This window comes from Paenibacillus sp. BGI2013 (genome assembly GCF_002843485.1).
GTDB classification, from domain to species: domain Bacteria; phylum Bacillota; class Bacilli; order Paenibacillales; family Paenibacillaceae; genus Paenibacillus; species Paenibacillus amylolyticus.
Genome location: NZ_PJFA01000003.1, coordinates 765,380 through 777,460 on the forward strand (window position 1 = coordinate 765,380; position 12,081 = coordinate 777,460).

General features: G+C 45.3%; 11 protein-coding genes. 6 read left to right on the plus strand and 5 right to left on the minus strand.

The window, feature by feature from the left end:
• Positions 1-192 precede the first annotated feature (192 nt).
• Together CXK86_RS10810 and mobB are read left to right on the plus strand one after the other, a co-directional pair.
• On the plus strand, positions 193-1,482 hold the full coding sequence (locus tag CXK86_RS10810; protein ID WP_076250628.1) for a molybdopterin molybdotransferase MoeA: 1,290 nt from the start codon (positions 193-195) through the stop codon (positions 1,480-1,482).
• Positions 1,483-1,497: 15 nt separating this feature from the next.
• Positions 1,498-2,043 (plus strand): molybdopterin-guanine dinucleotide biosynthesis protein B, encoded by a 546-nt coding sequence (mobB, locus tag CXK86_RS10815; RefSeq protein WP_076250269.1) that lies wholly within the window; start codon positions 1,498-1,500, stop codon positions 2,041-2,043.
• A 225-nt stretch (positions 2,044-2,268) separates the two neighbouring features.
• Here mobB and xerS read toward each other — a convergent pair whose 3' ends face one another.
• Entirely contained in the window at positions 2,269-3,360 is a 1,092-nt protein-coding gene (xerS, locus tag CXK86_RS10820; RefSeq protein ID WP_256719989.1) for a tyrosine recombinase XerS, read from the minus strand.
• Positions 3,361-3,553: 193 nt separating this feature from the next.
• On the opposite strand from xerS, the gene CXK86_RS10825 reads away from it, so the two are divergent.
• The 4 genes from CXK86_RS10825 (at position 3,554) to CXK86_RS10840 (ending at position 7,891) form a co-directional block, all read left to right on the plus strand.
• On the plus strand, positions 3,554-4,042 hold the full coding sequence (locus tag CXK86_RS10825; protein WP_076250273.1) for a GNAT family N-acetyltransferase: 489 nt from the start codon (positions 3,554-3,556) through the stop codon (positions 4,040-4,042).
• Between the two features lie 78 nt (positions 4,043-4,120).
• Positions 4,121-4,894, plus strand: a complete 774-nt coding sequence (locus CXK86_RS10830) for an SDR family NAD(P)-dependent oxidoreductase (RefSeq protein WP_076250275.1) — start codon at positions 4,121-4,123, stop codon at positions 4,892-4,894.
• Between the two features lie 134 nt (positions 4,895-5,028).
• Complete coding sequence (locus CXK86_RS10835; protein WP_076250277.1) at positions 5,029-5,922, plus strand: aldo/keto reductase; 894 nt, start codon at positions 5,029-5,031, stop codon at positions 5,920-5,922.
• A gap of 622 nt (positions 5,923-6,544) precedes the next feature.
• Positions 6,545-7,891 (plus strand): amino acid permease, encoded by a 1,347-nt coding sequence (locus CXK86_RS10840; RefSeq protein WP_101313675.1) that lies wholly within the window; start codon positions 6,545-6,547, stop codon positions 7,889-7,891.
• A 55-nt stretch (positions 7,892-7,946) separates the two neighbouring features.
• Here CXK86_RS10840 and CXK86_RS10845 read toward each other — a convergent pair whose 3' ends face one another.
• The 4 genes from CXK86_RS10845 to CXK86_RS10860 form a co-directional block, all read right to left on the minus strand.
• The gene (locus CXK86_RS10845; protein WP_036613709.1) at positions 7,947-8,708 is read right to left on the minus strand and encodes a YqcI/YcgG family protein; all 762 of its coding nucleotides are present in this window, start codon (positions 8,706-8,708) and stop codon (positions 7,947-7,949) included.
• 82 nt (positions 8,709-8,790) lie between these two features.
• Positions 8,791-9,417: a LysE family translocator gene (locus CXK86_RS10850; RefSeq protein WP_017688112.1), complete on the minus strand. Its 627-nt coding sequence runs from the start codon at positions 9,415-9,417 to the stop codon at positions 8,791-8,793.
• A gap of 139 nt (positions 9,418-9,556) precedes the next feature.
• Positions 9,557-10,165, minus strand: a complete 609-nt coding sequence (locus CXK86_RS10855) for a DUF1989 domain-containing protein (RefSeq protein WP_076250280.1) — start codon at positions 10,163-10,165, stop codon at positions 9,557-9,559.
• Between the two features lie 135 nt (positions 10,166-10,300).
• Positions 10,301-11,797: an amidase gene (locus CXK86_RS10860; protein WP_076250282.1), complete on the minus strand. Its 1,497-nt coding sequence runs from the start codon at positions 11,795-11,797 to the stop codon at positions 10,301-10,303.
• Positions 11,798-12,081 lie beyond the last annotated feature (284 nt).

Sequence of the window (12,081 nt, forward strand, 5' to 3'; positions counted from 1 at the left end):
CCTCCCTTTGTCACTTATATTATGGGCAGACAAGATGCCTTTCATGTTGAACATAGGTCAAGGAATGTTACACCTGTAAGAAATAAGATTTTGTCACAGCATTCAATAAGTGATGTACTTGTTATCTTACAGTATTCGGGCTACACTTTCTTAAAAGATGATAGTCTTTAGGAGGTAAGAATACTTTTGAAAATGAACTCACATTCACATGATATGACAACTGCCAAATTCAATCGTACAGCTGTACAGGTACCGGATGCCCAGGCCAAAATAGCTGCAAGAGTTACTGTAGGCTCCATAGAGAAAGTTCACCTTGAATCTGCTCATGGCCGCACACTTGCAGAGACGATTCAGGCCCCCCATCCGTATCCATTCTTCAGGAGATCGGGTATGGATGGATTCGCGATTATCAGTACAGATACCATAGATGCATCGAGTGATCATCAAGTTTGGTTTCGAGTCATTGATGAAATTCCTTGCGGCTACACCTCGGATCACACCATTGTTTCAGGTACGACGGCTCGCATCATGACGGGTGCACAGGTTCCGGAAGGTGCGGATGCGGTAGTTATGATGGAGATGACCGAGAGCAAGGTAGAGAATGGAGAACAGTGGATTGCATTGAAACGGCACATATTGTCGGGTGCTAATATCACCCCAATCGGACTGGAAGTCCAAGAGGGACAGCAACTGCTCGAAGCAGGAACGATCATCAGGGCAGGAGAGCAGTCCGTGTTAGCTACTTTTGGCATAGCAGAAGTTCCTGTATTTCAACGTCCAAAGGTGGCGATATTCGCAACCGGCACGGAATTGCTTGATGTAGATGAGCCATTACAACCAGGTCGGATTCGGAACAGCAACAGTTACATGCTGCGCTCTCTGGTTGTTGAAGCAGGTGGAGAGCCTGTGATGTACGGTTCTATTGCAGACGATGTGAATACGGCAAGGGCCAAACTGGAAGAAGCCATTCAAGATAATGATATCGTGGTGACCACAGGCGGTGTATCCGTCGGGGATTATGATATTATGGGCGAACTTGTGCTGGAAGAACATGTGGAGATGTTGTTTAACAAAGTGACGATGCGACCAGGCAGTGTGACCACAGCTGCTATATATAAAGATAAATTGCTTTTTGCACTTTCGGGTAACCCGGGGGCCTGTTTTGTAGGTTTTGGTTTGTTTGTTCGTCCAACCATACGTTCCATGCAGGCGGATGCTCATCCTTATATGGAAGAATGGACTGCGATCTTGGAAGAAGAGTACACCAAAGTTAATAATTTCACACGGTTCGTCCGTGGACGCACGGAGATCCGCAACGGCATGGTGTACGCAATACCGGCTGCCGCCCGTGTAGATGAATCCAGCGTGATGATCACCATTAAGGACAGTGATTGCCTGATTGTTGTTCCACCTGAGAAAAAAGGCATTCCTGCGGGTGAGCAGGTACGTATTCTCAAACTGCCCTCAGGTCATGTGAGGTAGTGGTGGATGACTACAATGAGTGATACAAAGCCACATATCATACAGATTGTTGGATACAAAAACACAGGCAAGACAACCCTGACAGCCGCGCTGATCGGGCACTTTTCTTCTATGGGACTTAAAGTAGCAGCAATTAAGCATGATGGTCATGATCATTTTGAGATGGATCAAGAAGGAACGGATTCTTATCGATTTGGAGAGTCTGGGGCTTCGGCGGTGGTTATCATGTCAGAGAAACGTACTGCGATTATGGAGCGACAGGCAACCAAGCTGGAGGATATGCTGAGCTATCTATCGGATTATGATTGGATTGTTGTTGAAGGATTCAAGAATGTTTCTTATCCCAAATTTGTGATGGTTCGAGAAGAGAAAGATCTGACCTTGGTTAATCAACTTAAAGGGGTAGTGGGTATAATCTCATGGTTACCTTCAGAGCAGTTTATAGAGCGGAGTACCGTAAGCAGAGATATAACATGGTACTCGGTTCATGAAACGGAGGATATAGCCAAAGCGTTGCTAGCGATGGTTGAGAGCGAGTGTAGGCAGAATGGTGAAGTCTAATGGTAGAAACGTCAAAAGTGGGATATTATGATCGCTGGATATGATTGAATGTACAGAGAGCGTGATTGATCCCCTTTGAATATAACGTAATTTTTATTATGTAAACCAAATTATTTCTGCTTGTGCTCTTCTCCTTGAATGATGCAAAAAAACAAAAAAATGCAGCAGACCTTTCTCGGATCGAAATCCTTGATGTGGTTTGCTGCTTTTATTATGTTCGGGATGTTACATCCCGTCGTCAGTACGGCGTTCGATGGCTTCGGACATCGTTTTGTCGGTAAGGTGAGCATAGATCTCGGTCGTTTCCGTAGAAGCGTGTCCAAGCTGCTCCTTCGTTTTGTAAATATCATTTTGCAAATAATAGTCGGTTGCGAATGAGTGGCGTAATTTGTGCACGGTTAGATAAGGTTTGCCAAAACGTTTGGCGTATTTCATGATCATAGCCTGGATCGCTCTTTTGGTCATTCGACTGCCTTCAGAATCTCCGTTACGCAAAGCAATGAACAGACCTTTCTCCCGCTTGGGCGTGCGGTAACGTGATTGCCGCAGGTTCATATATGTTGCGAGTTCGTCCTTGGCCTGTTCCCTGAAATAAACGGGAGTTTTGTACGTCTCATCATTGTTACCTTTGCGATAGACATACAGGAGTTTGTTGTTCAGATCAAGGTCATCGACGTTCAGGTTCACGACCTCCGACACCCGTAAGCCGGAATTCAGAATCAGGCTGGCAATACAGGCGTCCCGTTCTTTGTTGATTTCATGGGAGTATAGGGCCTGCTTATTCTTCTCCATATCGACAGCGTAACCTTCAAGAATATAGCCGATGAATTCCAGCAGCTCCTCTTCCTCCAGAATTTTACCTTTGAGTTTGGCAGCGGTGTCCTTGGGTTTATGGGTACGCTTGATCTCGATTTTGGCCATAATGTTCCGCTTCAGCAAAGGATAAAAGTCTTCATCTTCCGCAATCTGGCTCAGGTAATGAAAAAGGGAGCGAAGGGAAGAGAGCTTGCGAGATACGGTAATTCTGGAATTGGTTCCTTCCCGTTTGGTTGTAAGAAATAACCGATAGGCGGTAACCGAATCCATGCGAAGGACTTCCAGTTCAGTCAAGGTAACTTCTTTATTAGAGCTTGCCTCGGATAGCCCCTCTGCTCGCAACCATCCGAAGAAAGCTTCGTAATCTCTCAGATATTCGAGCAGGGTAGAGGGGGACAGGTCAGGCAGCTTGTAGTCCATGAATTGCTGAACGAACCAAGGCATGGAAGGTAGTTTGTCATCCAGCTTGCGTCGATCAATCTCTTTTTGCACGTTGGTCAAGTTCGACACCTCCATGTGAAAAACATATAAGATTAATATTCAATTTAATAGTATTCTATGCTCTAGTGTACCATAATTTACATGCTCACAGCTTGTTCACCAAAGCAGGCAGTAAGTAGGGTATGCTTCCTTGCCCTTCGGCGCGTAAACCTTTAAAGTAATTAGTATACGTAGAGCAGAGGAGGTGAACCGGATGAATATGAAAATAGAACTGGTTCCCCGGGAACGCAGTCAGGTGATTCGGCATTTAATGCAATTTTATCTATATGATTTTACCAAATACCTGAATATTGATGTGGACAGTAACGGCATTTTTCCGGAATATCCCGGTCTGGAGGCATTCTGGGCAGAAGAGGACCGCAAGTTTCCTTTTTTGATTACAAGTGATGGGGCACCTGCAGGGTTTGCTCTGGTGGAGAAATTGGAGCCTGGTAGTAAGGATAATGACTACTATTTGACTGAGTTTTTTGTGATGCAAAAATATCGGCGCAGTGGGGTGGGCACTCGGGCAGCCTATGAGCTGTTTAAACGTTTTCCAGGAAGATGGAAAGTGACCCAGGTTCGTAACAATGTCATTGCGCAGGCGTTCTGGCGAAAAATTATAGGGGATTATACCGGAGGCCGCTTTCGAGAAAAGTTCCATCCGGAACTGGGCAATCCAAGCCAGTATTTTGTAACCTGATTCCCATCGGGGTTTACCTACATATAAAGCATTCTGCTTGAATGCTGAAATAAAGAATCTGATGAAGGAGTGAGTGACATGAACGTACCCACATTCCATCTCGATGGACAGACAGCACTGGTGACAGGTGCAGGGAGAGGGATCGGAAAAGCAATTGCGATTGGACTTGCCCAGTCAGGCAGTGACGTTGTACTTGTATCCCGAACGATGAAAGAAATTGAGGAGACAGCAGCCTACATCTATGAACAGACAGGGCGTAAAGCGCTAGCTCTGACTGCGGATGTGACATCAAAAGAACAAATGGAAGAGTCGTTTCAAGAGGCAATCTCGGAGATGGGTAGTCTGGACATTCTGGTGAATAACGCAGGTATGAACATACGGACACCAGCACTTGAAGTAACGGACGAGCAGTGGGAGACCATCATGCAGACAAACTTAAAATCGGCTTTCTTCGCTTCGCAGTTGGCGGGTCTGCATATGAAAGAACGTGGGACTGGGAAGATCATTAACATCTCTTCGGTAGGCGGTCACACGGCTTTGCGGACAGGGGTTGTATATGGCGCGACCAAAGCTGCGTTAATTCATATGACCAAAGTGCTCGCACTGGAATGGGGCAAGTATGGAATCCGTGTCAATTCAGTAGGGCCATGGTATTTCCGAACACCTCTGACTGAAAAACTGCTGGATGATCCCCAGTATTTGCAGGAAATTGTAAGCCGTACACCGCTTCAGCGAGTGGGAGAACTGGAAGAAGTGGTAGGGCCGGTTGTATTCCTGGCATCAGATGCAGCGGGATACATAACGGGTCAGACGTTATTGGTTGACGGTGGAATGTCCATTTATGGCTTTTAAATAAATGAAGTTGGTTGCAGTTTGGAAAAGTGGGTGGCATAACCAAATCATGGGTAATAACATAAGGGAAGTTGAAGTTAATCTGTATTTCTATTTATCTGTACCCAATTCACTGAACTTGGAGGAAGATAACCATGGAAACGCGCAAGTACGGTAATACTGGCATGAACGTAAGTACACTTGGATTTGGCGGAGCGGAAATAGGAAAAAATGTATCCAAAACGGATGTAGCGACATTGCTGAATAGTGCCCTGGATGCTGGATTAAACGTGATAGACACGGCTGAATGTTACGGTGACAGCGAGGAATTAATCGGCGAGGTGTTGTCATATCGGCGTGATGACTACTATTTGTTCACCAAATGTGGACATGCTGCCGGGATCGAAGGTCCGGATTGGGATGCCAAAGTACTGGAGCAAACGATTGACCGTAGTCTGAAAAGGCTGAAAACGGACTATGTGGATGTTATCCATTTGCATAGCTGCTCCGAAGAAGTACTCCGACAAGGAGCAGTGATCGAAGTGCTACAGCGTGCCAAGGAATCAGGTAAGACCAGGTTTATCGGATACAGTGGGGATACAACAGATGCGCTATATGCGATTCAGACCGGAGTATTTGACAGCCTGGAGACTTCATTAAATATCGCAGATCAGGAAGCAATTGATCTTACGTTGCCTGAGGCAAGAAAAAGAAACATGGGTGTCATCGCCAAAAGACCAATTGCCAATGCGGCTTGGACGTATGATACACTTTCGGAAGAGGCTTATCCATTTATATACTGGAAGCGCTTAAGTGAACTGAACTATGGTTTTCTGGGTGAAGATGCCCAGGCAGCGGTGGAAACAGCACTGCGTTTTACGCTAAGTACCGAAGGTGTAGACACAGCTATTGTAGGAACAGCCAAGCCCAATCGCTGGCAACAAAATGCTGATCTTGTGGCTAAAGGGCAACTCCCACAGGAATTGTATGATGAAATTAGAGCACGATGGAAAGAAATCGCCGGAGCAGATTGGACTGGCCGGACTTAAGTCAGAAATATTAGCGAAGCCGCCATATGGCGGCTTTTTTATGACCAACATAAAATATTTTCAACATATGAAAAATTCACAATAACTTTCGGATCAGGGGCTGCGAAAAATTTTAGGGAATAATGTCTATACGTCAGCTTAGTTCAAAACGGGTGACAAAGGATGAAAGAGGAAAAATCCCAGGAAATATCCCTTCTTATAAGCGACTAAATTTATAAAAAACGACGAAGATATTGAGAAAATACGAAAAATAGGCAATCTACGTTCAATGTAAAAGAAATAACGACTGAGTTATAATATTTCAACATATGAAAAATTCACAATAGAGAGATCATTTTCTCACCTTAGTTACCATCTCTCATATGCCACATTCACGCACCACCAAGTTTAAAAGGAAAACCATTCTAAGCGATTGAAGTCAACCCCTTTTTTTGCGAATTTTAATCAAATTGAAAATATATCTTTATGAATAATCTCTAAAAGCATACACCTTAAATTCATTATCAGAATAATCTTAACATATTAATTATTATGTAAACTAATAATAATTCTTTTGGTAATACAGACATAAAACCTCCATGACCTGTAAATCGTAAGGGGATAAGGCAGAAGGAGGAACTTCATGAAAAGTCAGCAACACCGTAAAAACGACGACGAAAAACTAAGTTGGGTCAGCCTATCCTTGTTTGGCGCGGGTTGCACACTGGGAACGGGATTTTTTCTAGGGACCAGTCTGGCGATTCATTGGGCCGGCATATCTGTACTTGTATTGTTGCTGCTCGCTGCTGCGGGCACTTACTTTGTATTTGTTGCGCTGGCGCAGATGACGGCAGATGATCCTAAGGAAGGTGCTTTTCGAACGTATGCGGGCGAAGCATTCGGACCTTGGGCTGGTTTTGGTAGTGGATGGATGTACTGGTTCTCTGAAATGCTCATCATGGGCAGCTCATTAACGGCACTTGGGCTGTTCTCACAATTCTGGTTTCCCAAGTTTCCGCTATGGGCATTTGTTGCGATCTATGCCGCTATAGGTCTGTTCATTGCTGCACTGGGAGCAAAGGGATTAACCAAAACGGAGAATATTCTTGCTGTAATCAAACTTGCTGCAACGGTTGCATTTATAGCTATAGCAGGAGCGGCTTGTCTGGGTTGGTTACCTGTAAAAGTCACACCCGAGCAATTGAAGAATGAATGGTTCCCGCATGGGGGTAAAGGGGTATGGACCGGTTTCATTTATGCATTCTTTGCTTTTGCCGGGATCGAGGTTATGGGCCTGATGGCAGCTAACCTGAAAGAACCAAAAGATGCAGTGAAATCAGGTCGAGTGATGCTATTATCGGTGAGTACACTCTATGTGATTGCAATTGCGTTGATCCTGTTGCTTGTGCCTTCAGTTCAGTTAACTCCAGATGAAAGTCCGCTTGTCAAAGCCATGGCAACCATTGGATTCACTGTTGTGGTCCACATTCTCAACGGAATTCTGATTATAGCCGGATTCTCGACGATGGTGGCTTCGTTATATGCCATTACGTCCATGTTGGTGAAACTCGCAGAAGATGGAGATGCACCAAAACTGTTCACGAAGACCTGGGGAAAAAAGGACATACCACTTCAGGCATTGTGTTGCACAGCGGCTGGATTAGTCCTGTCTACTTTGATGGCATTATGGATGCCCAAGAGTTTGTTTGAATATGTGACGACAGCAGGTAGTCTGGTATTAATGTATACATGGCTGCTCATCTGCATCACGTACATTAAAAAAATGAAGCCCGTGAAGTGGAATCGCATCAAAGTATGGATTGCCATAGTATTAATTGTAGCTGCTGTGGCTGGGACAGCGATGGAAAAAGCCAGCAGAACGGGTCTGCTGGCAAGTGTGGGACTTTTGGTGTTCCTTGGGATCATCACGTATGTTGTTCATAAGGTACGTGGCTCGAAAGCATCGCAGTCAGCACCATCCAAACCATAAGCAACTCTCAGCAACTTTCGTGGAGGTCGTACAACGGATTATGAGTGCTTTAAGATTATTTCGTCAACTTGCCTAAGGCTTGCTTCATCCGCATGAATGGACATTTGGAAGGTGTCTGCTCATCATCAGGCAGGAAATACTGTTTCCATTCCAGATTATCCTGCTGACCATACCACATCAGCGAAGGGTGAGCAGGTACAGCATCATATGCAGCGAGACGTTTGCGAATTAAGGTTTTCATTTTACGGCCAAGAGGGGTGTTGTCATTAATGGATTCGAATACCCACCGTGGTTGAAAAGCAAACATGAGATAAGGAAAATGCCGGCTGGCTCGGAGTTCATGTGCAGGAGTTGCACAAAAACAAAAGTAAGGCTCTCCGCCAAAGCAAAACTCCCATGATGAATCATGAGGATCGGTTGAAATATGTTCCGGCCACGGCTCGGTATCGTGTGAACTTACCCGATTGAGCATTTGCCAGAATAACGTCTGATATTGCTCTACCGTTGTATGATCTTTCAGATCACTTGGCGTCTCACAGATCACAACCATGGAAGCGTAATGACCGGTGTCTCTGGAGACAGGACCATATTGTCTAAGCAGATCGGCCATATCTTCGGCAGCATGTTCAGATCGGGGGTCACACGTAAATCCGTACCTCAAATGTCCTGACAGAAATCCCATTCGTCCAGGTACACATGGATACGTATTATCTTCGTCGGCGATCATTTTACCAAATTGCGAATAAGCGTCCTGCTGCCAAGATGGAAGACGCTCAAACAAGGTGTTTATTTCGTCGGCACTATACAGCTCCGCCATTGATTCCCAACTCCATTCCACATGATACCGTTACAGTATTAATGTGGGGGAAGTTGGGTGACTGTCCAGCCTGATTTTGTTGTCAGAAAAATATGGAACGTACAGCTTCGTACCCAAAATACAAACCAAATCCGATCAGGCAGATTCCCGAAATGATAGAGATCCAGCGCAATACATTCTCACTGCTATGTTTGTGGAATCGACTGGCCATGCCAGCCATAATGACATCCCACACCAGAATACCAATGAATATGCCTGAACTGTAGAGCAGCAAATGAGCGGTATCCGTATGTTTCACAGTTGTCGCGAGAATAGAGCCATAGATCCCAAGCCAAAATAAAATATTCAGTGGATTGGACAGGGCCATCAAAAATCCGGATATAAATGATTTTCGAACAGTTGCTTCCGCAGTAGATGTACCCTGAATGCCTTGCTTTAGCTTCGAGAGCGTTTCCACTCCCGTGTAAATCAGAATAAAACTGCCAAATGACCAGAGAAAAGAGCGCATGAACGGCGTGTCCAGAAAATGGGCAACTCCAAAATAAATCAGCAGCATATACACCAAATCTGCAAACATAGCTCCGAGTCCTAGAATCCAGGCATGCATGAATCCGTGGCGGGCTCCACGGTCGAGTTGGGCGGCGTTAATCGGACCGATTGGAGCGGACAATGATATTCCCAGAATGATATAACTGAACAGTACAGACATAAACACGTTCACTCCTTAACGGGTTCGATGAATTGTACCAGTCGTCACAGAAAATGGGTACAAGTCATCGTATTCCCGCAAGGAGTGAATTAGAACAAACTACTTTTATCTCATACTGCGTCAAGGCCTTGTCATTCTGTTAAAGTTCCACATCCAATTGAATAGGGGTGCAGTTGTATCCGTTGCATGAGCTTTCCTCACAAGGACAGGCGGAGAGCCCAATTGTGAGATCCATTAATGCCTCCATCTCGATATAATCACCTGCACGAGAGTCGGGAGCTACAACATCAATCTTGCCTTCACTGTCTACAACGGACTTCATAAACAGGTTAAATGGATAGTGTTGATCCGGCGGTAAGATTCCGAAGGGTTCTAGTGCCGTGTTCAGATTGTGATAACAACTGGCGTGATCCTTTTTGTCGTATAACACCTCATACATCTCTGGACGACAAGCAGAGTTGAAGAAATCATGTACCCCAACGGTGTCACGGACAATCTTGAGTAAAGGTTGATACTGATTGGAATATACAAATTGTCCTGGTTTAATTCGATAAGTACGCAATACGTCCATTGTCACGCCGGGATCCAAGCGATGGTTAGCATCCGTAGCATCATATGCCACAAAATCAATGACTTGCTGTCCCTCCAGATCCGTTATGCGTAGTAAAGAACCCTTGCTTACTTTCAGGGCATATCCCGTTTTGGCTGGGATACGATAAGACTGTTTATGGCGCTGATTCGTATTCATCCGTCACATTCCTCCGCTACTTTTTGCTTTCAGTATGCGGAGCAGATGAAGCTTTCATGCACTGTTATGGCGCCGTACTCTACTCAGGCAGGAACATCCAATGGTGAATTTAAACACAAACCACATTATATGCCTTTATGCTGGGAACAGTGGATTACCTCTCATCCCGATCCAGAGGTCTGATTGTTCAAGCTGTCCAGCCAGATGTAATAACCAATCTTCGCGTCCCTTGGTTGCCATCACTTGAACGCCCATTGGCAACCCTTCAGGTGTCATATGCAGAGGTACACTTATCGCAGGCTGACCTGTCAGATTCGCAAGCTGGGTGAACGGTGTATACGTAAGACTTGGCTCAAACATTTCATAGATGAGTTGCTGCTGCTGGGTCTTGTCCAATTCACTAATCCGCATTAGGTTACGAATCTGTTCGTCATGAGGCGTTAATTCACCAATCTTAGGCGCAGGAAAAGCATTAACAGGTGTGACGTAGAAGTCATAACGCTCGAACAAAGTGGACATCTGGGCTGCAGCTACATCCCATTCAGCTAAGCTATGTACAAATTCCGCAGCGGACACCTTTTTGCCTGCTTCAGCCAGAACCCAAGATTCAATCTCCATATCATCGGAGGTCAGAGCCCGGCCCATGGATCGTTCCATGGAAGAGATCATCGCAGCCATCTCACCGCTGTTCATCATGTAATAGTTCTCCATCAACCGAACTCCATTGACTGGACTCAGTTTTTCTTCAACATGATGACCTTGATCTTCCAACCAGCGAACGAGCTTGTATACAGACTCTTTGGCTTCTGCGCTGACAGGTGTTCCCACGGGCGAATCCGTTGTGTATGCAATTTTCAGTTTGCGTTGATGTGGATAGCTCATATCAGCCAAGTAACTGCCTGGAAAGAGTGGAGCATGGAACGCAGCTTCGGGCTGAATGACTTGTAACGTATCAAGCAATGCAGCACTGTCCCGAACCGAGCGAGAGAGGGCAAAATCAATCGATGCGCCTTGCCATTGACGACCAACTCCCGGTCCTACAGGTGTGCGCCCGCGGGTTGGCTTTAATCCAAACAATCCGCTAAAGGAAGCCGGGATACGAATCGAACCTCCTCCGTCACTGGCTCCGGCAAGAGGAACAATACCCGAAGCTACAGCAGCAGCGGCACCACCACTCGAACCACCTGGAGAGTGGTTGATATTCCATGGATTGCGAGTGGGACCATGAAGACGGGGCTCGGTAATATTTTTCAAACCAAATTCAGGCGTATTGGTATGTCCTATGAAGATAAAGCCTGCATCACGGAGTCGAGTGACAAAATTGGAATTGCGCAATGCACGATGCTCGCTGAACAAACGGGAGCCTGAAGTCAGAAATTCACCTTCCAAGGATTGCGAGATATCTTTTAGGAGCAGGGGAACACCGGCAAAAGGTTGTTCTCCAGGTCGAACCAAACCGGCTTCCTCCCGTGCACGAGATTCATATGTACGAATAACCGCATTAAGTTGCGGATTTACTTCTTCAAGGCGTGCAAACGCCGCTTCAAGCATTTCAACCGGGGATACTTCCCGGAATCGGATCAGTTCAGCCAAACCTACGGCGTCGTAGGAGGTATATGAGAATGAAGACATTATGATCGTTCCTCTCTGAATATAATTCATCTGTTTATTCCATATGTCATCGTACCACCGGATTAGACAAAAGACAAAACATAGAAGAATCGTAGTGCGATGATATGCATACTCGTTATGAGGTTGGAGGGAAAAGAGGGGGATTTGCATTTGCGATATGGAAATAAAGCACAGGGTTAATAGCTCATATTACTAATTGAGAAAATGAACGAGTAATATCGAGTCATGGAAATAAAAAACCACTGCTCATCTAATTTGATGTGCAATGGTTTTATTTTATATTT

Bases quoted from the DNA above. Each gene is read 5' to 3' on its own strand.
- CXK86_RS10825 (WP_076250273.1), top strand. From the start codon at position 3,554: ATGAATATGAAAATAGAACTGGTTCCCCGGGAACGCAGTCAGGTGATT.
- CXK86_RS10830 (WP_076250275.1), top strand. From the start codon at position 4,121: ATGAACGTACCCACATTCCATCTCGATGGACAGACAGCACTGGTGACA.
- CXK86_RS10810 (WP_076250628.1), top strand. From the start codon at position 193: ATGAACTCACATTCACATGATATGACAACTGCCAAATTCAATCGTACA.
- CXK86_RS10835 (WP_076250277.1), top strand. From the start codon at position 5,029: ATGGAAACGCGCAAGTACGGTAATACTGGCATGAACGTAAGTACACTT.
- CXK86_RS10845 (WP_036613709.1), bottom strand. From the start codon at position 8,708: ATGGCGGAGCTGTATAGTGCCGACGAAATAAACACCTTGTTTGAGCGT.
- mobB (WP_076250269.1), top strand. From the start codon at position 1,498: ATGAGTGATACAAAGCCACATATCATACAGATTGTTGGATACAAAAAC.
- CXK86_RS10850 (WP_017688112.1), bottom strand. From the start codon at position 9,417: ATGTCTGTACTGTTCAGTTATATCATTCTGGGAATATCATTGTCCGCT.
- CXK86_RS10855 (WP_076250280.1), bottom strand. From the start codon at position 10,165: ATGAATACGAATCAGCGCCATAAACAGTCTTATCGTATCCCAGCCAAA.
- CXK86_RS10840 (WP_101313675.1), top strand. From the start codon at position 6,545: ATGAAAAGTCAGCAACACCGTAAAAACGACGACGAAAAACTAAGTTGG.
- CXK86_RS10860 (WP_076250282.1), bottom strand. From the start codon at position 11,797: ATGTCTTCATTCTCATATACCTCCTACGACGCCGTAGGTTTGGCTGAA.